This window comes from Laspinema olomoucense D3b, assembly GCF_025370785.1.
GTDB classification, from domain to species: domain Bacteria; phylum Cyanobacteriota; class Cyanobacteriia; order Cyanobacteriales; family Laspinemataceae; genus Laspinema; species Laspinema olomoucense.
Window position 1 is genome coordinate 56,511 of record NZ_JAMXFA010000003.1, and the last position, 21,353, is coordinate 77,863.

Here is a 21,353-nt window from a genome sequence, read left to right on the forward strand (position 1 = left end):
CGCCCATCCAGTCTCAATTAACCCGTTCTACCATACCGTCCCATCAGTTCTACAGCCCCTAAAATATGACCTTCCATTGCCGATTTTACCTCCGCTTTGGTTGCTCCCGGTTCCAGACTCAGCAGTGTATCTAAAGCATACAGTTTGAAAAAATAGCGGTGGGTTCCCGAATCGGGACAAGGCGCACTATATCCTAACGTGCCAAAATCATTTTTTCCCTGGACTCCTCCTCGTTCCAGTCTCGGTTCGTTTGGCACTCCGTGAGGCAGGTGACGAATATTCGCCGGAATATCATAAGCCAGCCAGTGAGTTAAGCTACGCGTAGCCACATCGGGATCCTCCATGATTAACACAAAACTAATTGTCCCTGGCGGCGGGGAGTCCCAACTCAGGGGTGGAGAACTGTTTTCACCATCGCAGGTATGTTCAAACGGAAGGGTATTACCAATAAAAAAAGCCGGACTTTTAAATTCCATGAGATTAATACAGTTGACGGTTAGCGCACTGCGACTGGGGTTTTTATCAATCGTTCCATTTTAACGGCTCAGGAGATATCTGGCTGCCATTGCATCGACTCCCCGGTAAAACTTTTCCCTTTTACTCATCCTTGGACCGCCCCAGGGCGATCGTCTGACCCGAATCTTGACCCCTGGGTTTTTGTTCCCCATCTGCCCCCCTTCCCCAAAGATCTAACTTCCGATAGATAGATGATACTTTCTTCAGTTAGAGAGTCCTGAGAATTGAGCTGAGTTATCATTCCTATCATGACCCAAAAAGGTACTCCATAGAGCGCCTTCATCCCCTCCCCGAAAAGGTCAGCTAAATCGAGCAGACAATTTCCCCCTGGATGGAATAAGGAGTCTCGTATAAAGCCCTCCTTTCTTTGGACCCATACCACCTTTAAGCCAACTCATCAGGAGTCTCAATAGACAACCCGTTGGTTTTGCTGCGCATTTATTTTTTTACAACAAGAGAGAACTTTAATGGCTAAGGCGATTGAATTTAAGTTGTTTGCACCCTATAATAAAGAGGTCGCACTAATCGGCTCATTTTCCAAATGGGAAAACATTCCGATGGAAAAAGACGACCAGGGTTATTTTCGCACATCAGTCAACCTCGAAGATGGGGTTTATGAATATAAATTCCGAGTGCGAACTAAAACCGAATATTTAGACCCAGATTCGTGGGTGTATGCGATCGACCCTTATGCCAAGGAAATTGATAAAACCGGGCAAAATGGAATTATCAGAATTAAAGAAGGACAACCGATCGTTGATACTTATGTTTGGCAGCATGATCAAGTTCCCTTACCCAGTAATGGGGAATTAGTCATCTATGAAATGCTGCTGGGTAACTTTTGCGGTCAGAAAGAGGACCTAGCTCAAGGAAGTTTTGAAGCAGCGATCGCTAAATTAGATTACTTAGCAGACTTGGGCATTAATGCGATCGAATTAATGCCCGTCATGGCAGGAGACAACGGCTGGGGTTATCTCGTCAATCACTATTTTGCCCCCGCCTCCCATTACGGTTCCCCCTTCGACTTAAAGCACTTAGTTGATGAATGTCATGCCCGAGGAATTCGGGTGATTCTGGATATCGTTTTGAATCATTGTAATGAAGAATGTCCCTTGTTAAAAATTGACCGCGATTACTGGTACTATCACCATAAGCATTATCCCGATGATGATAACAACTGGTGGGGTCCCGAATTTAATTACGATCATCATGATCCTAACTTAGATATTCGGCCAGCCTGGTCTTTTACCGGGGATGTCGTCCAGTATTGGATTCAAGAATATCATATTGACGGATTTCGCTATGATGCCTTAAGTCAACTTGCTAATTGGGAGTTTTTACATTGGATTGCCAACCTCGCCCGAGAAACCGCTGGGTCTAAACCCTTTTATAATATCGGCGAACATATCCCCGAAAAACCGAAATACGCACGGTTTGAAGGTCCGATGGACGGCTGCTGGCACGATAGTTTTCACTACTTCTTAGTGGATTATATCTGCAATAATGACAGCTTGGACATGGAACAACTCAAAGAAGTGTTAGATTGCAAAAAGCAGGGCTATGAAGACACAACCAATGTCATTAATTACCTATCCAACCATGACCAGGAACGAATCCTCAACTTGTTAGGTGAGCGCGGTATTTTTGATGACCCTGCTTTTGGGCGAACTAAATTAGGGGCAGCAATTTTAATGACCACCGTGGGTATTCCCATGCTATGGATGGGTCAAGAATTTGGTCAAGATAGCTGCCAACATCCCAACCAAACTTGCGAACTCAAATGGTATCTATTAGACAACGAACGCAACCGCAGTTTGTTTGATTACTATAAAGGTTTAATCGCCTTACGCAAGCAAAATCATGCCATTCAAAGTGTAAACATCGAGTTCATCCACGAAAATCCCGACGATCAAGTGATCGCTTATATTCGCTGGAATGACGAAGGGTCCCGAGTTGTCGTCGTAGCCAATTTTTCCGGGAATTTTCTCGGAGGTTATACCATTCCCGACTTTCCCGAAAATGGAAAATGGCACGAATGGACAAGAAACTACGATATTGAATCTCACGATAACCAATTAGTCCTCGATTTGGGTGAATATGAAGCCCAAGTTTTTGTTTGGAATCAGTAAGGGGTTGATGAGAGTCAATCTAACTTATTAGATTTCTCGCTTTCCTGGAGTAGAGATCCCCCCAACCCCCCTTAATAAGGGGGGCTTAAGACAATTCTGCCATAAGTCTAATAAGGAATGGGAGCATCTTGCTCCCTATTTCTGAAAGAAGGAAAGATGCTCCCACGGATAAAAGAAAGGAAAAAGCAATCCGCGATTTAGGACCCGAATTTTTTAAAGAATAGGCGACATTAAACGGGCCACACGCACCGCCAACCGAAACCAAAGTTGATGATGAGCTAGTTGAGCGTGATCCACTAAATAGGCATTATCAAAATCACTGGTCAGCATAGTTTCAACATCGGTAACAAAGCGATGATTTGTTACGAAGGCCATCATTTCAAAATTGATGTGAAAGGAGCGATTATCTAAATTTGTGGTGCCCACTCCTGCCAGAGTGCGATCGACGAGAAACACTTTCTGGTGCATGAATCCCGGACGATAGCGATACACCTTAACGCCCGTGCATACAACTTCCGTGATATAGGAAAAGGAAGCGAGATAAACATGGATATGATCAGGCCGACTGGGTAATAAGATCCGCACATCTACCCCACGCAAGGCGGCCAATTTTAAAGCAGTGAGGACAGATTCATCGGGAACAAAATAGGGGCTCGTGATCCACAACCGACGACGGGCGGCGTTGATTAGACTCACTACAAACAGGGTACAAGCGGGTAGTTGATCTCCGGGACCTGTAGGGACAACGATCGCCGTTTGATTCTCCTCGGCTGTTTGAATCGTCCAATGGACCTCGGGAATTTCTCGAACCGCCCAATACCAATCTTTGAGAAAAGAAACTTGAATACATTGTACTGAAGGACCTTTAATTTCTAAATGAGTATCGCGCCAAGGACTAAGACGGGGGTCTTTTCCCAGGTATTCTTTCCCCAAATTTAACCCCCCGATAAAAGCTTGTTTGCCATCAACAATTAAAATTTTGCGATGATTCCGAAAATTAAGCTGAAATCGGTTTCGTCTCCGTTTGCTACTATTAAAGGACGTAACCCACACGCCACTCCTTCTGAGTTCCCGTAAATATTTAGGAGAAAGGGCATAAGAACCAACCGCATCATAAATAAAATAAACCCTTACTCCTTCCCGGGATTTGGCAATCATTTTTTCCTTAAAAGCATGGCCAATTTCATCTTCTCGTACAATATAAAATTGAATTAAAATGTAATCCTTCGCTGCATCCATCGCCTTTAAAAGCGCCGGAAAGGTTTGGGTTCCATCAATCAGCAAGGTAGCGGCGTTCCCCGAGGTAAAAGGAAGTTGGGTCAATTCATCGGCTAATTGGGCCATTTCCTTAAAGTTTTCCGGTTCAGGCCCGGAACATAGTCGAATATCCTGATAAACTTGTTGAATAATTCCCCGATATTCTCGGTCAGCATAGCGATGGGCATTGGCATATCCATAAAATTTGTGGCTTCCAAATAGCCAATACATGGGAAGGGCAATAAAGGGAAAGGTAACCAGAGAAATGGCCCAAGCTACCGCACCCCGCGACGATCGCACTGTCATGACTGCATGACCTGCCGTCCCCAATCCCACTCCATAAAAGCTGACGATGGTTGCAATCGCCAGGGCCATATAATTTAGATCCACAGTTTCCCTATTTAATGCTTCTTCTTCTGCTGTGCGTTTTCTAGGTTACACGACAAGGGCCAATTCTACTACCATCGGTTTATGATCCGAGGAGTACAGTTTATCTAAAACCTTTGCTGTCTGAGGTTTGGGCGTTAACCCGCGATAAAAAATATGATCTAAAGGCGGCGACCCCAAAAATGTTTTAAGTTTAGCTTGTTCCTCTGGGGAAAAATGAACCGAGATTAAGTGCAGTCGTTTTGCCATCAACTTCAACAAATCAAACCGCAGTTGACTCCAGGTATTAAAATCTCCACACATAATCAACGGTTCCCGGCGATCGCCTAAAACCGATTCTAGTTTCTGGAGTTGGGATTTAAACTTATTTAAGTTAACAAAGTTAATCGCATGAGTATTCACCACCAAGAGCGTTTGTTCTGTTTTTTTTAAGGGATATTCAGCAACGAGTGAAACCTTCGGAGTATTGGTAAGAGGTTCAAATTCTGGAGTCAGAATTGCTCGACTGGAAACTGGCTGCACTTTAGAGGCGGTTAAAATTCCACAATAAGTTTGGTAATAAGCATCGATAAAATTAGGGGCGAACCTCCACCCCATAGACTCTAACGCTAAAATTTTTTGGGTGTTTTTATTTAATTCAATTTCTTGAAAACAGATTAAATCAGGCTGATGCCGCTCTACAAGATGATAAAAGTCGTTAGCCCATTTAGAAGTATTATTATTTTTAGCAACATTCCAATTGAGGATTTTGATACTCTTTCCAGCAATAGCCGAGTCTGAAAAATTATCCTGAGACAGGACGGTTTCCTGGACCGGAATAAAGCGGTTAGGGGAGATCAACCCAGAGAAGGGAAATTGATTGTCCATCGGAATCCATTATTCACCGTTACAAATTCAAGAATAAGCGCGAACTAAAACCGGATGGCAACTTGAACCCTGCTATAGGGCATCTAACTTATTCTAACCATTCATGGAGGTTCATTTTATTCACGTTAATCGTAGCCGATCGCCCATGAGCTTACCTCTATCAACAGTCAGGGATTTTCCCGAAAGGGTGCGACGGCAGGAGGGAAGAGAGAGAATTGAAAACAGGCAAAACCTCAATCTAACAGTTCTTAGACTCATAAGGTCCAGATATCGCGGTCCCTGGACTCATCCTCTGAAAGCTCGCCCCTTAGCACAGGGAGCGCCGCTTGGGGTCCCCATGCTCACCAACCTGACAAGCCCTAGCCTCTGTAACTAAAAGATTTATCCTCCTTAACTACCTGATTTTCCCAAAATAGGGGCTATACCCTCTGAAAAATCTGGATTAATCCGGATAAGTCATCGGTTCTGTAGTAAGATATCTTATAAATGAAGGCAAATTCTGGGGTAGCCTCTGAAACGGAGGAACTATCCGAGGATAACAGAGTCTCTATGATTGTATCGTTAAGGGGTAGTAAATCGGTGTTTTCCCGCGAGTTCCTAACTCAGATAGCTCATCAGCATCAGCTTTCTCCCGATCAGGAGCGAGTTTTTTTGCTCCGGTTTGCCGAGGATCAGGATTATGAAGATATTGCCGAAGAGGTAGAAACTTCAAAAGGAGCCTGCCTCAAACGGATGGGCCAAGTTTATAAGAAATTTGGGATTGAAGGGGGGACTCGCGGGAAGGAAAGCGAACTGCGAGCATTTCTGGATCAACGCTGGGTGCAACATCGCGCCTCGGTGTTACCCGGTTTGGAGGTGAGTCTCGGTTCGCCAATCGCCCGAGGTGCAGACTCCCTGGTGATACGGGAGACATCAAGTGCGATCGCGGCTATTTCATCTCCGGCAATGGTGAGTCGGAAAGTGGCCATATTTTTCGGCGATCGCCAACCGGATGAACGACTCCTTGACCCTTTAAAACGGGCGATCGCCAGTGCGGGTCATCAAATTATCTTTGCTGGGAATCATCCCCAGTCGGGAGAGAAGGGAGTGGCACAACTGCAACAGGAACTACAAGCTTGCGATCGCTTGTTACTGTTGCTCTCAGGACAATCCGCCTTCAGTGACCTATTAATTGAAGAAGTGCGCCTCGCCCGAGAAGTGCGAGAGACCCGCAAAGATGGCACACTGGATATGTTCGCGATTCGGATCAATTGGCCGACGGATTCCCCGGTCAGCTACGATCTGCGCGTTTTATTACAAGGTGTACCCCAGCGGGAGTGGCGATCGCCTACGGATACCCCAGCGATCGTCAACGAAGTGCTACAGGCGATCGAGACTGATACCCTCCCCCGGAAAATTGAGGTAGAATCCGCTGTGATCAGCGCCTTAACCCCCACCTGGGAAAGTGCCGATGGTCGTCCCTTACCCTTCGCCGGACCAGAACTCCCAGAAGGGCAAGTGGATTTAGCCTCTCCCTTTTACGTCAATCGAGCCCCGATTGAAGAGCGCTGTTATGAAATGATTTTGCAACCGGGTGCGCTGATTCGCATCAAAGCACCGCGACAAATGGGCAAAACTTCTCTGATGGCTCGCATTCTCAATCATGCGGCAAATCATGGCTATCGTCCGGTTCATTTGAGCTTTCACCTGGCTGATAAAGGAGTATTTGCCAGCCTGGATAAATTCTTACAATGGTTCTGTGCCTATATCGGTCAGCAGTTACAACTCCCCAATCAACTTCCTGAATATTGGGATAACTTTTTAGGCAGTAATGTCAACTGTAAAGCCTATTTTGAAGAGTATCTTCTCCCGGAAATTAATACACCTTTAGCCTTATGTCTCGATGAAGTAGACCGGGTTTTTCAACATCCGGATATTGCCGATGACTTTTTTGGCTTATTGCGAGCATGGCACGAAGAATCAAAACGGCGCGAGATTTGGAAAAAACTTCGCTTAGTCGTTGTTCATTCCACCGAAGTTTACATCCCAATGAATATCAATCAATCCCCCTTTAACGTGGGATTACCGATTGAATTACCGGAATTTACCCCCAATCTCGTCCAAGATTTAGCCCAGCGTTATGGAATCAATTGGTGCAAAACCGACGTCAATCGTCTCATGAATATGGTAGGAGGACACCCCTTTTTAGTGCGGTTGGCGCTCTATCATATCGCTCGACAAGATATTACCCTAGAAACTCTATTAGAAACTGCTCCCACAGAAGCTGGTTTTTATAACGACCATTTGCGGCGTCACCTGTGGAATTTAGAACAGCATCCGGCATTGGCCCGAGCTATGAAAGAGGTTGTTTTTAGTCCGAATCCGGTGCGGTTGCCCTCAGAACAGGCGTTTAAATTACATAGCATGGGATTAGTTAAGTTTCAAGGCAATGAGGCCGTTGAACGATGTGATTTATATCGCCAGTATTTCCGCAACCGACTCGATGAATAATTGAGATTTAGGTGTTTTTTTTCATAGTAGGGCCAGTTATATTCGAGGAGCTGATAAGTTTCCATGACTCTCAAACATCTACCCGAAATTATCATGATGGTAGCGTTGGCGATCCCTCTATCTTTTACTCCGGCAGCCCATTCTCACAGTGTTAAAATTTCCCCGGATAACTGCCCGAAAGAGAATCACCAAAACTTGGCGCTATCTTCTGGCGTAGGCGCAGACAGTGGAGGGTTCGATAGGGGTCAGGGAATGCAACCTACATTGTCCTCAGCAGTTTCGGTAACCTGTTCCGGGGGGTCATCATTGGAGTTGAAACTCCAGACAACAGATCAAGGGTTAGGAGGGGGTAAACAAAGTAAAGATGCTTGTTTTATTTCCGGAAGAATTTACGGAATTGAAGGCCAGAATTCCCGAGGAATTTATGTGGTAGTGATTGACCCTAATACCGATAATGCTTTAGCTCGATTTCCGGCTTATCCTAATTCGCCCAACCAACCGAATTATGAATTTTCGCTGATGCGCCCGGGGCGTTATTTACTGAGTGTTTTTCAAGACCGGGCCGGAACGTTGGTTCCTTTTAGGACGCGACCGAGTGAACGATTGATTAACTGTAGTGGGGGGAGTGATTTAGAAGAAACGGATTTTGAGTTGCCCTAAATTAAAGGGTTGAAACAGGACGGAAGGGTTTTCGAGGTTGTTCAGGGTTAAAACCGAGGGCCAATGCAGGTAGAGACGGGTGACTGGATGAATAAAAAACTGACGTCAATGTACTATCAAGTGGGGGGGAGTTTACCGCCAGATTCTCCCACTTATGTCGTCCGTAAAGCCGATCGCGAACTTTATGAGAATCTCAAGGCGGGAGAGTTTTGTTATGTCCTGACGTCGCGGCAGATGGGTAAATCCAGCTTGCAATTGAGGACAATGCAAACCCTACAAGCGGAGGGATGTGCTTGTGCGGCGATCGATTTATCGGCGATCGGGAATAAAGATGTGACCCCGGTTCAGTGGTATAGCGGGATTATTCATACCCTGGTCAGTTATTTTAATTTGTTCAGTCGCCTGGAGTTTAGAACTTGGTTGCGCGATCGCGACGAACTCTCCCCAGTCCAATGCTTGCATGAATTTATCGACTCGGTTCTGCTGGTGCGTATGTCGGAAAATATCGTCATTTTTATTGATGAAATTGATAGTGTTCTGGGGTTAAATTTTCCGATTGATGACTTTTTTGCAGCAATTCGCGCTTGTTATAATAAACGCGCACAAAACCCAGAATACAAACGGCTCACCTTTGTTTTATTGGGCGTGGCAACCCCCACGGAGTTGATTCAGGATAAAAGTCGCACCCCGTTTAATATTGGTCGAGCCATTCAAATTGAGGGATTTAAACTCCCGGAAGTGCAACCGTTGGCGGAGGGATTAGAAGCCGGGTGCAGTCGCCCCGAAGTCGTCCTAGAGGAGATTTTAAACTGGACCAATGGACAACCATTTTTGACTCAGAAACTTTGTCAGTTAGTATTAGCGGCCCAGAGTCCAATTGAGGCCGGAATGGAAGCAGAACGAGTGGAAGAGTTGGCCCGATCGCAAATTGTGGACAATTGGGAATCCCAGGACGAACCCCCCCATTTAAAAACCCTGCGCGATCGGCTCTTGCGAAATGAACAAAAGGCTAGTCGGCTGCTAGGACTCTATCAGCAAGTGTTAATCTCCGGAGAACTCCCTGCTGATAACAGTCCGGAACAACTGGAATTGCAGCTATCGGGTTTAACCCTAAAGCGTCATTCTAAATTAACCGTTTATAACCCAATTTATGCCTTAGTTTTTAATGAGCAATGGGTGGAACAGGCATTAGCGGATTTGCGACCATACGCCGAAGCATTATCTGCTTGGGTGGTGTCCGATTGCCAGGATGAATCGCGACTGTTGCGGGGACAGGCGTTACGGGATGCTCAACAATGGGCAACGACCCATAGTTTAAGCGATCGCGACTATCAGTTCCTCGCCGCCAGCCAAGAGGTGGAAAAACGCGAAGTTCAAAAAGCCCTAGAGGCCGAGAAAAAAGCGATTCAACTTTTAGCGGAAGCCAACCAAAAACAGGTAGAAGCCAATCGCATTTTAACCGAGGCCCAACAAAAAGCGAACCGAATGCTCAAACGAGCTTATTGGAGCATTATGGGACTGGTAGTTCTAGCTACAATTATCGTCTGTCGCGGTACTATTGCTTTAAAAGAAGCCCAAAAAGGAACATTAATTGAGCGCCAAGGTGCTAATGCCTTAAAGTGGTTTGAATCTGAAGGGGTGGAACTCGAAGCCTTGTTACTGGCGATGCAAGCGGGACAAGATTTAAAAGCCCTTGTTAAGGGCGATCAGCGATTAACCAATTATCCCACGATTAGCCCTTTATATGCCTTACAAACCATTCTCCACCAAATCCATGAGAAAAATCAAATCCCAGGACATCAAGGTGCGGTTCGGAGTGTCAGATTCAGTCCCAATGGAGAATTTTTGGCCACGGCAGGAGAAGATGGCAGGGTAGAACTTTGGACTCGTGCGGGGGAGCATCTGCGGACCATTGGAATTCATAAAAGTGCTGTTGATAGCGTTAGTTTTAGTTCCGATGGTACGCGAGTTGCCACTGCTTCCGAGGATGGAACAGTACAAATTTGGCAACGGGATGGAACCCTGATGGGGGAGATCGCCGCCGAAAAGGGAGCAATTGATAGCGTTAGTTTTAGTCCCGATGGCGATCGCCTCGCTACCGCTTCAGAAAGTGGCACAGTCCGAGTCTGGAATCAGCAAGGAAAGTTGCTTAATGAAATAGGCAGCGTGAAGCGGCAAATTAATACCCTGAGCTTTAGTCCCGACGGAGAACACTTTGCCACTGCTCAAGTCGAGGGAACCGTGCAAATTTGGAATCTAAATGGCCAGCGTAAAGCAACCTTGACCATTCCCCCAAATCCCGTCCAAGAGTTCAGTTCTACCCCCGATGCTCAACCATCCGTCAACAGCATGACCTTTAGCCCCAACGGGGAATTACTAGCAACCGCTGGATTTGATGGAACGGTGAGAATTTGGAACCTATCGGGTCAAGAACTCTCGGAGTTTAACACGGCTCAAAGTGCAGTGAATAGCATGAGTTTTCATCCGAATGGGGCAGAAATTGCAATTGTTGGATTTGATGGCAAGGTGCGTCTGTGGACGTTAGAAGGGGTATTAATCAAGCAATTTAAAGGCGATCGCCATGATCGAATTACCAGCATGACCTTTAGTCCCGATGGAGAGCGTTTAGTCACGGGAGGAGTGGATGGAACAGTCCGACTCTGGGATATTTCCGGCCAGCGCAATCCGCCCTTTCCTCTGACTCAAACTCCCTTATCCGAGAATGAACCCCTATCCCTCACTAACTCCCCTAAAATGATGGCGCGATCGACTAAAATCCCTTTAGAAAATCAATTTTTACGGATTGGATTTAGCCCGGATGGTGAACGGTTCGCCACCGCTCAACCCGATGGAACCGTTCAAATTTGGACCAGTTCCGGTCAAGCGGTTATCCCCCCATTCCAAGCCCATCAAAGTCGGATTTCCACCCTCAGTTTTAGCTGGGATGGAGAGTCTCTCGCCACCGCAGGGGAAGACGGAACCGTTCGCCTTTGGAATCAGTTGGGTCAACCCCTTCAGCCCGAGTTAAATCATAGCCTTGGGGAAATCAAAAGCCTGAGTTTCAGTTTTGATGGACAACGAATTGCCCTCGCCAATGGACCCGGAAAATTACAAATTTGGAATCTTTTGACAAACCAAGTCGATGAAATCCGCTTTCCCTACGGTCAAATTAGTAGCATTAGCTTTAGTCCGGAGGGTGACCGACTGGCGATCGCCTCCGCCGATGGCAAAATTCGCTTATGGAATCTATCCGGTGAAGAACTCGATAAATTTAACAGTGATACTCGTTGGGTCACCAGCCTTAGTTTTAGTCCTGATGGACAACTGTTAGCCACCGCCGGAACCGATGGGACGGTTACAGTATTTTTACTGGCAGGTCAACTTTCAAAACAAGTTTTAGCCAAATTTCAAGCGGATGAAACCGATGTTTTGAGCATGACTTTTCTCTCAAATAACGAAGGACTGGTCACCGTGGGAACGGACAATACATTGAGGTGGTGGCGCCTCAAAGAATTAGATGAATTGCTGGAAACAGGATGTAACTGGCTCACGGATTATGTGAAAGCACATCCCCAAGTCCAAGCGGACCTGCCCCTTTGCCAGCAGCCCTAAACCTTACTCACTGTTGAAGTGTCATCACTCTGACATTTGTCCGGATTTTAATTGAGGAATTGTTATGTTAGTTTGGCAAATTTTTAAAATCAATCCCCGGTGTCGAAGTGATTGAGGGTTAACTCCAACCCTACCTTTTAGTAAATTCCCATTCTGAGCGTTGCTCATGCCCCTGAACCTTTTTTATACTACACCCAAGGAAATTACCATGATCTCAAATTTAACCTTGTCTCCCGTGGCTCCTATCACCAAAGCCCCCCTCCGGGAAGTCCTTTCCCCCCGTTATGTTCCCAACCCAAGTCCTGTGGAAGTTCCCAGAACCCTCCCCAAAGAGGCAGTCACATCTCACCTCACCTGGCCTGCAGATACAGAATTGCTCGGCTTAGTCTTTGAAGTGACCCCTCGTGCAGCCGATTATCTGTACGCGCAATACACCATTGGATTGCACGCTTGGTTTTTAGACCAAGTGCGACAAGCTGACCCGGAACTCTCCGCCTATTTACATGATGTCCAAACGGAAAAACCCTTTACCCTATCCGGTTTAGAAGGCAAATTAGTCTCCTGCGGGAAAGATTTTCAACTGCAACCGGGAGAAACCTATCGCTGGTATGTGACCGCTCTTTCTAAACCCGTTGTCCAGTTTTTGCAACAGTGGGTGAAGCAACTACCGGAGACGATCGCCTTGCGGAAAGCGCCGTTAGAAATTCGGTCCTGTAAAATTTCGATTTCGCCGACGACCTATCGGCAACTATTTGCTTCCCAAGACATGAATTCCTCCACTCTGCAACTAAGTTTTATGACCCCGACCAGTTTCCGGCGGAAGAAACATCATTTCCCCCTGCCGGTCCCGGCCAATGTCTTTCATAGTTATTTGCGCCGGTGGAATGATTTTTCTGGGATGAATATTGATCGCGACCTATTTTTAAAATGGGTCGAGGAATCGGTGTTAATTCATCGCCATGAATTGCAGTCGGCAAAAGTGGCCGCCGGTAAAAAAGGTATGGTCACCGGTTTTACTGGATTGGTCGAATTTGGATTATCTCGACAGTCGGGAGAAGTCCCCGAATTCGAGCGGTTATTCTATACCTTGGGACAATTTGCTCCCTATTGCGGAACGGGACATAAAACCACGTTTGGGTTAGGTCAAACCCGCTTAGGATGGTCCGTTGAGGAAGCGATTCCGATTCCTTCTATCCAAGGAATGTTAGCGGAACGGATTGGGGAATTAACGGAATTGTTCATCGGCCAACGGAAACGCAAAGGAGGCGATCGCGCTCGGGAAATTGCCGAAACCTGGGCCACAATCCTCGCCCGTCGTGAATTAGGAGAATCCTTACAGGCGATTTCCTCCGATTTACAAATGCCCTATCAAACGGTCAAAACTTATGCTAAATTAGCTCGCCGAGCTTTAAAAGTTTAGCAGAATCTGATGTTTGATTCATCAATTCTGTAGGGACATAACCAAGTTATGTCCCTACTTTTATTCTCTACCGGGTGTCAAGGGGTTGGCATGACTATAACAATAGCAAGCAAGATGCTCCCAGGGATAAATAATGGGAATCCCGGATTGCGCTAACATCCGATTGCACTCCGGTGTTTTCCGGTTACAGGATGTCAAATCCTGCTTCCCCTAATGCGCGATCGTAGATATCGATAGTCTGGAGTGCGATCGCCCATTCGCGAAGATACTCCAAGTCTAAATCCTCATTCTGAACTTTCAGCATCCACACTAGATCCCGCCAGAGTTGATCTCCATTGCGATCGCTATCCCGATACTCGATGAGTTTTTCTATGAAAATATCTTCCAAGGAAGGTACCCACAGCGATCGTTCGGGATTCAGTTGCACCGTGATCGACTTGCGCCGACTAAAAAGAGACTGCCAAAACGATTCATCTTTTAACAGCAACAGATTCACCGCAATATTTGTCTCTTTATGGACTAAGGTAAACCCGGATTGCGCCCGAATCGCTTCTCGCATGGCCGCTTCTGTTACCTTAAAAGTAGGTTCAACCGCCTCGAACAATCCCGCCACCTTATCCCGACGCAAATCCACGATCAGCGCGATAAAACTCGGAAGCTGGCGGTCCGTTTTCAGCGCCCGCGCTAACCCACTTTCTGTCACATAAGGAATCAATAATCCTTCAAAAATTTTAACCAGTTTTAAAATTATTTTAATCGGATCTGCACTAGACAACGCTTTTCTCCTACTTTTGTTGTTTTAGTTTAATTCAGAGCTTCCTACAATTTTACCCTATCCCCCGGTGAAACCGCCGCTAATTCATTTTATTATTCCTCAATAATAAAATAATTTTCTTCACCTGTCAACCAACCCTAAGAAACAGTAAATTGTTACTACGAAATTGCTGTTTCTTAGCTTGTCATCACGACTTGCTGTCGTTTCCTCCGGAGTTATCCCCGTCGCCAGTCTACCCCACAACCGATCGCCGCTAGTCCCCAGAAACCGAACAATAACCAATCTCCCCATCGCACATATAAGGTTTGAGTTTGGCGTCGGTAAATGGTATCGGTATGAATTTGATAGGTATTTTGTTCGGAAATCCAGATAGTTTTGCCTTGGGGATTCACGATCGCCGAATAACCTGTATTGGTTGCACGAACCGCCCAGCGATCGGTTTCGATCGCCCGCATCACATCTTGAGCATGATGTTGCTCCATCATGGTGGCGGTATAATGAGCATCATTAGACGCACTCAGCATAAACTCCCCTCCGGCTGCTGCTTGACGCCGAAACAGTTCAGAAAAGGCCGAATCATAACAAATCCCGGCGATCGCTCGTCCGAAGGGCGTATCAAATACTTGATCCGGTTTCCCCGCCACTAACCGCGCCTCTAAGGGCGATAACCGGGACACGATTTTACCCAAAATTGCCTCAAATGGAATATATTCTCCCAAGGGCACTAGCTTGGTTTTATCGTACCGACTAAAGGTTTCTCCCTCGGGAGTGACCGTGACTAAACTATTGGTAAAATTGCCCTCTCGACTGCCAAAGGTTCCCACCCAAGCAACAGTATTATAATCCAGAATGGTTTGATAAAAGGAACTGTAACGGGTATTTTCATCAGTCCATAAATAGGGAAATGCGGTTTCGGGAATCAAGATGCCATCCACTCCCGCCTCAGCTAACTGTTGATACCCTGTGGTATATCCTTCCAAGGCGCGCCGCCATCCCTGGGAATCAAACTTAATTTCATTGGGAATATTCCCTTGAATGATGCCAACGGTTAAGGCATTTTCTGGAGATTGGGTCAGGGGGCGATTGTAGAGAGCAAATCCAATGCCATGTAAAATTAGGAATAAAATAATCGGGGAAGCTAACAATAAACCTTGGGTTCGCTGGGGAGATTTTTGGCCAGAATTGAAGGCAAGGATGGCTTCGGCAATTAATCCATTGACGATGACGATCGCCCCGGTAATTGTGGTCGGACCAGATAGCTGTCCCAGGTGCAAAATGACTAAGTTTTGGTGACTTTGGGTATAGGCAAGGGCGGTCCACCAGAGGTTCCCTGCACTCCATAAGGCTTCTAAACTACACCACAGAGCAGTTGCGATCGCCACCCGGACCCAGGGTGAGGGCGGATGTCCAGAAACTTGGGTGAATCGCCGAGTAATTGCGGTCAAGGTGATGGCCCAAAGGGTGACTAATGCCGCACCCCAGAGGGTGATAAAGGTCCAACAAAAGGAGGCGATCGCCAAACTAGCCAGCCAAGGAACCCCCAACCAAGTCATCGGATGAATTCCGGTAATCCAAAACAAGGCTATTCCGTGATAGCCGATTCCCCATAATAAAGGCAATCCTAAAAATTTCCACTGCCAGATTCGCTGAGTTTCTGATGGTTTTCCTCCAGTTTTTACCAGGAGAATCCACAGGGGAACTAAGGCAATCCAAGCCAAGGGCCAAGCATTAAAAGGGGCGGGGGTTAATCCCATCAAAATCCCACCGAATAAAGCGGTGGAAAATCTCCAAAAACTGTTAGATTTTAAAGTAAGCTTGAGAGAATTGAACACGGTTATTTGTTTTAAATTCAAGTTTTTTTTGTAATACGAAGTATTTATAAAGAAAGCGAGCATTTTGCTCGCTTTTTCTATTACAAACTGATGGAAAATTGCTACAACCGGCAGGGTCAAAATCCTGCCGGTTGTGGCAACTTCTAACGGTTCAGAGAAATTTAATTTTCCTCTTCGGTTCCGTTGTCCGGGGTGAGGTCATCCTCTTCGCCAGATACAGTGACTACATCAACTCCAGCTTCGATATCCATCTCGATCACGCTGTCGGTAGTGAGGTCATCTTCTTCACCGGATGCGGGAACTAAGGCAACTCCGGCGATCGCATCCGAGGAATCGAGACGCTGAACTCGCACCCCTCGGGCCGATCGCGACTGAGAGGAAATCGCCTTACTCGCCTGCCGAATGATAATCCCGCGATTAGTCACAATCATCAATTCATCATCTTCATTGACGATTCGCAAGGCCGCTAGACGGTCTTTTTCATTGCGGAACTTGATCGCACAAACGCCTTTTCCGGCCCGTCGTTGTAGGCGGAATTGCGTCACGGGAACTCGTTTCCCAAACCCGCCAGTGGTAATTACCAAGGCCCAAGGTCCTGGATAGGAAGAGGTTTCGGCAATGTTCTCTTCTTCCCCTTCCGTCTCCTCGGTTTGCAGATCGATTTCTTCCTGTTCGAGTTCGATATCGAGTTCTGCATCGAGTTCTACATCGAGTTCGAGATTTTCATCCTCGATCGCCTCCTCCATTGCAGCAGTCACTTGCGAGGGGAGCACATCCATGCTAATAATATTGTCACCCTTGCGGAGGTTCATGGATTTCACCCCTCGGGTGGCGCGACCCAGAGGACGGAGTTGCTTATGATCCGCTTTGAAATGAATCGCCATTCCTTTCGCGGAACCGATGATAATAGTATCTTCGGGTCGCGCTTTTCGGACCCAACGCAATTCGTCGCCTTCGGATAAAGAGATGGCAATTAATCCATTGGCGCGGATATTGGAAAAGGCCGAGAGGGCAGTTTTTTTAATGTATCCGCCTTTAGTGAGCATCACTAAATATTCTTCGTCGGAAAATTCTTCTACCGAGACGATGGACGTGATTTTTTCATTAAAGGGAATCGGCAACATTTGAGTAATCGCCATGCCTCGGGCAGTGCGAGACCCGGTGGGAATTTGATAGGCATTCAGGCAGTACACAACCCCGCGATCGCTGAAGAACAAAATAGCATCATGGTCGCGACAGGTTAAGAAATGGGCAATCCCATCATCTTCTTTAATCTTCGCCCCTGATTTGCCTCGGGTGGCCCGACTTTGCGCCTCGAAGGTATTCACCGGCATCCGCTTGATATACCCTTGTTCTGTAATCATCACCAGGGCTTTTTCATTGGCGATTAAGTCGGTAACATCGATTTCACCTTCGGCGTGTTCGATGACGGTGCGACGGGGGGTAGAAAACTTCGTTTTGAGTTCTACCGCTTCGTTTTCAATGATTTCTAAAACCCGTTCCCGCCTTGCCAAAATATCCCGCAAATCAGTGATCGTCAGTTGCAGGTCATCATGTTCTTGTTGAATTTTATCTGCTTCTAAGGCGGTTAAGCGGCGCAACTGCATTTGCAGAATCGCATCGGCTTGGACTTCAGAAAATTCATAAGTGGCGATTAATTCTTGTTTGGCAGTGGGGGTATCCGCTGCTTGTCGAATTAAGGCAATAATCCGGTCTAAATTTTCTAAAGCAATTAACAATCCCTGTAACAGGTGGTCCCGTTCTTCGGCTTTTCGCAGTTCATAGCGCGTCCGCCGTTCGATAGTTTCGATGCGGAATTCTAGGAATACAGCCAGGAACTGTCGGAGGGTGAGTAACTGCGGTTCGCTGTTGACCAGCGCCAGCATATTTGCTCCGAAATTGGCCTGTAAAGGGGTTTGTTTGTAAAGGTTGTTGAGGACGACGCGAGGGTAAGCATCGCGCTTGAGTTCGATGACGATTCGCATCCCGTCGCGATCGCTCTCATCCCGGATATCGGAGATGCCTTCGAGACGCTTCTCATTGACCATTTCAGCGATGCGTTCAATCATCGATGCCTTATTGGTTTGGTAAGGCAACTCGGTAATGACGATCGCGTCTCTGTCAGGACGTCCGCGATGTTCGATGGTTTCGATGGTTGCCACGCCGCGCATGGTGATCGAACCCCGTCCCGTGGTATAGGCTTCCCTGATACTACCGACTCCCAGAATTTGGCCTCCGGTGGGAAAATCCGGACCGGGGATATATTGCATCAACTCAATATCTGTAATCTCAGGATTGTTAATCAGTGCGACTAAGCCGTCCAGGAGTTCTCCCAAGTTGTGGGGAGGAATATTGGTCGCCATCCCCACGGCAATACCCGAGGAACCGTTGAGTAAGAGTTGGGGGACGCGGGTGGGTAGAACAATCGGTTCTTGCTGCGATCCATCGAAGTTATCAATGAAATCGACGGTTTCTTGGTCGATATCCCGCAACATGGCATCCATGCTCAGGGACTGGAGACGACATTCCGTATAACGCATGGCTGCCGGAGGGTCGTTGTCAATCGAGCCAAAGTTGCCGTGACCATTGATCAGGGGCGATCGCATGGAAAAATCTTGGGCCATCCGCACCAAGGCATCGTAAACGGCTGTATCCCCGTGTGGATGGTACTTACCGAGGACTTCCCCGACCACACGAGCGCATTTACGAAAGGGGCGGTCTGGGGTCAAGCCCAACTCGTGCATAGCATAGAGAATCCGCCTGTGTACAGGCTTGAGACCATCCCTAGCATCTGGGAGCGCCCGACCCACGATCACGCTCATCGCGTATTCGAGGTAGGACTGTTGCATTTCATTCCGCAGATCCGTCGGGATTATCCGCTCCTGGGAGGTGGTCATAAGATGAAAAACTCCAAAAATGTGAGACTAAATAACAATGAGTCAGATAACCGATTGGATGCTACCTCGCATCGAAATATTGCTAAATTCTGATTAATATTTTAACATGGATTGACCTAATTCGGGCCAAAGCTGACGGCTTAAAATACCCTGATTTGTGGAGTGTTATTTAAGCGGGCATAATTATCAATGTAAAGGGGTCAGTGGAGGGTGTTCAGTGAGTAGTTGTCGGTTGAGAGTAGACAGTTCTCAGCGGTCAGTGGACAATGGAGAATAGACCCTGAAGAAATTGGATCAGACCCAGGACAAATGACCAAGGACAAGTGACCCATGACAAATAACCAAGGACTGTTTTCTGTAATTTACTCGGAAGAATTTTTAGAGCATGATACGGGGCGATCGCATCCGGAACGTCCAGCTCGGTTAACGGCTATTGTTGAAGCGTTAAAAGCCTTACCCTGGGCCAGTCGCCTCTCGTGGCACCTGCCGACCCCGGGGCATCAACCCTCGGTACTCTCGGCGATCCAGCGGGTTCATACACCGCGCCACATTCACGAAATCGAAATCTTAGCCGAATCTGGGGGGGGGCGCTTAGAGCTGGACACCCCAGTTTCTCGCTACAGTTACGAGGTGGCGCTGCTGGCGGTGAGTGCCTGGTTGGATGGAGTCGATCGCGTTGTGGAGAAGGGGGAACCGGCGTTCGTGTTAGCGCGACCCCCGGGACATCATGCCGAGAGCGATCGCGGCATGGGATTTTGCCTATTTTCCAATGCGGCGATCGCCGCCACCTATGCCTTAAACAAGCATGGACTGCAACGGGTTGCCATCCTGGACTGGGACGTCCATCATGGCAATGGTACCCAGGAAATTGTCGAAAAAAATCCCCAAATCGCCTACTGTTCTCTCCATCAATACCCCTGCTATCCCGGGACCGGCGCAGCTCATGAAACCGGCGCTTATAAGAACATCCTCAATCTTCCCGTCTCAGCAGGCAGTACCCTCGCTGAATATCAGCTCTTATTTGAGTCCAAAGTCATGCCATTTTTGCGCCGGTTTCAACCGGATTTGTTACTCATCAGCGCTGGATATGATGCCAATGCTGCAGATCCCTTAGCCCGAATCGACCTGCAACCGGAGGATTACGGCATCCTCACCGATTATTGTTTGCAACTGACCCGCCGGATCGTCTTCGGATTGGAGGGAGGATATCACTTAGACGCCCTCAGTCAGTCCGTGATTGCCACCATTGCGCGCTGTCTGGAATTATCCTAGAACTTCTGGGCTTTCGGTTGAAGAGGGTGATCCTATCCTCCCTCTTTTTCCCTGATTTAGGAATCTTTGCCGATTTTAATTTTCGGCACCTCTAACCCGATCTGTGCCATCGCCTCGCGCCATTTGTCGAGTCGGGTTTGAATCCGGTCTCTATTTTTGGTAGAGGATGTGATTGATTCACTAAAATCGGGGTCTTGACACACTTTTTTGAGTGCCTCAACAATCTCCGGTTTGCTGCTGCGAAGGTCCTCAGAATTGACATAAGCAAACGAGAGCATGATTACATCATAGATAGCGCGGTTGATGGATTTTTCCCATCCCGTATCGGGAGTATAGCGCCGGAAAGCTCCATAATCAAAAACGGCAAACACATCATCAATGGTTTTTCTAAAGACTTCGCGATGATGCTCGATGGTTTCATCATCAAAATGAATTCCCTGTTCGAGGTACTGATCCAGGAATTTCGATAAGGTACCGCGATAGGCGATCGGGTCGAAAAAGAAGGCAAAAAAGCGCAAAATCATTTCGCAATCTTGCATTCGTTTATCGATACTCAGAACCCGCCGACTTTTTTGGAAAACCTCATCCTCGGAGAGTTCTAAAATTAAATCATTCAACTTGCCCCGATAGACACTATTGCGAATTTCCTGAGCATTCAGCGGCACAAAGCCGGTATTTAAGCGCTCAAATACATCAAATTTAATATCCGGATGGGATTCCTTGAGGATGACAATACAGCGAATGGTCCGCGAGAGGAGCAATCGTTGGTAAGAAACCTCCAGTTCTTCAAATTTTTTGCGGTTAATTTCCGGGAGAATTTTTAATGCCCGTAGGGAAAAGTCGCCATTGAGAAATCGATAAATCGCCGTCAATCGTTGTTGACCATCAATGACGCTATAGGAACCATCATCTAACTCGGCAAAATAGCAAACGGGAATGGGAACATTGAGCAGGAGAGATTCAATTAACCGGCTGCATTTGGTTTGGTCCCAAACTTGCCGCCGCTGAAATTTATCGGCCAGAACCAGAGTCTGGTCATCAATCTGCGCTTTGAGCGATCGGATCACGAAGTCATAAGGATGCGTGACGAGCTTTCTATCCTTCACTGGGATATTGAGTTCCTCCTCTAACTCTTCTTCGTCTTCCTCTTCAAATTGAGCCTCCAGTAGTTCCTGGCTATCTTCAACTTGAGCGCCAAGACTGTCTTCTAGCATTGCCTCCCTCCTTATTCTCTGCATC

Annotated in this window: 13 protein-coding genes; 6 read left to right on the forward strand and 7 right to left on the reverse strand. The window is 47.0% G+C overall.

The window, feature by feature from the left end:
* Positions 1-17: 17 nt before the first annotated feature.
* Positions 18-476 carry a YbhB/YbcL family Raf kinase inhibitor-like protein gene (locus NG792_RS02630; RefSeq protein WP_261234415.1) on the reverse strand — a complete coding sequence of 153 codons (459 nt, stop codon included), beginning with the start codon at positions 474-476 and terminating at the stop codon, positions 18-20.
* Positions 477-983: 507 nt separating this feature from the next.
* On the opposite strand from NG792_RS02630, the gene NG792_RS02635 reads away from it, so the two are divergent.
* The gene (locus tag NG792_RS02635; RefSeq protein WP_261234416.1) at positions 984-2,645 is read left to right on the forward strand and encodes an alpha-amylase family glycosyl hydrolase; all 1,662 of its coding nucleotides are present in this window, start codon (positions 984-986) and stop codon (positions 2,643-2,645) included.
* Between the two features lie 213 nt (positions 2,646-2,858).
* Here NG792_RS02635 and cls read toward each other — a convergent pair whose 3' ends face one another.
* A complete protein-coding gene (gene cls / locus NG792_RS02640; RefSeq protein WP_261200063.1) occupies positions 2,859-4,292 on the reverse strand; it encodes a cardiolipin synthase in 1,434 nt (477 codons plus the stop codon).
* 45 nt (positions 4,293-4,337) lie between these two features.
* Entirely contained in the window at positions 4,338-5,156 is an 819-nt protein-coding gene (locus NG792_RS02645; RefSeq protein ID WP_261200062.1) for an endonuclease/exonuclease/phosphatase family protein, read from the reverse strand.
* Positions 5,157-5,705: 549 nt separating this feature from the next.
* Between NG792_RS02645 and NG792_RS02650 the strand changes: the two genes are divergently transcribed.
* From NG792_RS02650 to cas6, 4 genes are all read left to right on the forward strand, one after another.
* A complete protein-coding gene (locus NG792_RS02650) occupies positions 5,706-7,646 on the forward strand; it encodes an AAA-like domain-containing protein (protein WP_261234417.1) in 1,941 nt (646 codons plus the stop codon).
* A 63-nt stretch (positions 7,647-7,709) separates the two neighbouring features.
* A complete protein-coding gene (locus tag NG792_RS02655) occupies positions 7,710-8,306 on the forward strand; it encodes a hypothetical protein (RefSeq protein ID WP_261200060.1) in 597 nt (198 codons plus the stop codon).
* 87 nt (positions 8,307-8,393) lie between these two features.
* The gene (locus NG792_RS02660) at positions 8,394-11,918 is read left to right on the forward strand and encodes a WD40 domain-containing protein (protein WP_261234418.1); all 3,525 of its coding nucleotides are present in this window, start codon (positions 8,394-8,396) and stop codon (positions 11,916-11,918) included.
* 208 nt (positions 11,919-12,126) lie between these two features.
* Entirely contained in the window at positions 12,127-13,338 is a 1,212-nt protein-coding gene (gene cas6, locus NG792_RS02665) for a CRISPR-associated endoribonuclease Cas6 (RefSeq protein ID WP_261234419.1), read from the forward strand.
* A gap of 184 nt (positions 13,339-13,522) precedes the next feature.
* Here the strand turns inward: cas6 and NG792_RS02670 are convergent, their stop codons facing one another.
* The 3 genes from NG792_RS02670 to gyrA form a co-directional block, all read right to left on the reverse strand.
* Positions 13,523-14,113: a hypothetical protein gene (locus NG792_RS02670; RefSeq protein WP_261200057.1), complete on the reverse strand. Its 591-nt coding sequence runs from the start codon at positions 14,111-14,113 to the stop codon at positions 13,523-13,525.
* A 215-nt stretch (positions 14,114-14,328) separates the two neighbouring features.
* The gene (gene lnt, locus NG792_RS02675) at positions 14,329-15,867 is read right to left on the reverse strand and encodes an apolipoprotein N-acyltransferase (protein WP_261234561.1); all 1,539 of its coding nucleotides are present in this window, start codon (positions 15,865-15,867) and stop codon (positions 14,329-14,331) included.
* A 239-nt stretch (positions 15,868-16,106) separates the two neighbouring features.
* Positions 16,107-18,842 carry a DNA gyrase subunit A gene (gene gyrA / locus NG792_RS02680; protein ID WP_261234420.1) on the reverse strand — a complete coding sequence of 912 codons (2,736 nt, stop codon included), beginning with the start codon at positions 18,840-18,842 and terminating at the stop codon, positions 16,107-16,109.
* 348 nt (positions 18,843-19,190) lie between these two features.
* On the opposite strand from gyrA, the gene NG792_RS02685 reads away from it, so the two are divergent.
* Positions 19,191-20,114 carry a histone deacetylase family protein gene (locus tag NG792_RS02685; RefSeq protein ID WP_261200082.1) on the forward strand — a complete coding sequence of 308 codons (924 nt, stop codon included), beginning with the start codon at positions 19,191-19,193 and terminating at the stop codon, positions 20,112-20,114.
* A gap of 56 nt (positions 20,115-20,170) precedes the next feature.
* Here NG792_RS02685 and NG792_RS02690 read toward each other — a convergent pair whose 3' ends face one another.
* Positions 20,171-21,328, reverse strand: a complete 1,158-nt coding sequence (locus NG792_RS02690; RefSeq protein ID WP_261200054.1) for a DUF262 domain-containing protein — start codon at positions 21,326-21,328, stop codon at positions 20,171-20,173.
* Between the last annotated feature and the right edge of the window lie 25 nt (positions 21,329-21,353).

Coding starts and splice junctions, on each gene's coding strand:
- NG792_RS02630 (WP_261234415.1), bottom strand. CDS start 476: ATGGAATTTAAAAGTCCGGCTTTTTTTATTGGTAATACCCTTCCGTTT.
- NG792_RS02635 (WP_261234416.1), top strand. CDS start 984: ATGGCTAAGGCGATTGAATTTAAGTTGTTTGCACCCTATAATAAAGAG.
- NG792_RS02645 (WP_261200062.1), bottom strand. CDS start 5,156: ATGGACAATCAATTTCCCTTCTCTGGGTTGATCTCCCCTAACCGCTTT.
- NG792_RS02650 (WP_261234417.1), top strand. CDS start 5,706: ATGATTGTATCGTTAAGGGGTAGTAAATCGGTGTTTTCCCGCGAGTTC.
- NG792_RS02655 (WP_261200060.1), top strand. CDS start 7,710: ATGACTCTCAAACATCTACCCGAAATTATCATGATGGTAGCGTTGGCG.
- NG792_RS02660 (WP_261234418.1), top strand. CDS start 8,394: ATGAATAAAAAACTGACGTCAATGTACTATCAAGTGGGGGGGAGTTTA.
- cas6 (WP_261234419.1), top strand. CDS start 12,127: ATGATCTCAAATTTAACCTTGTCTCCCGTGGCTCCTATCACCAAAGCC.
- lnt (WP_261234561.1), bottom strand. CDS start 15,867: ATGGGATTAACCCCCGCCCCTTTTAATGCTTGGCCCTTGGCTTGGATT.
- gyrA (WP_261234420.1), bottom strand. CDS start 18,842: ATGACCACCTCCCAGGAGCGGATAATCCCGACGGATCTGCGGAATGAA.
- NG792_RS02690 (WP_261200054.1), bottom strand. CDS start 21,328: ATGCTAGAAGACAGTCTTGGCGCTCAAGTTGAAGATAGCCAGGAACTA.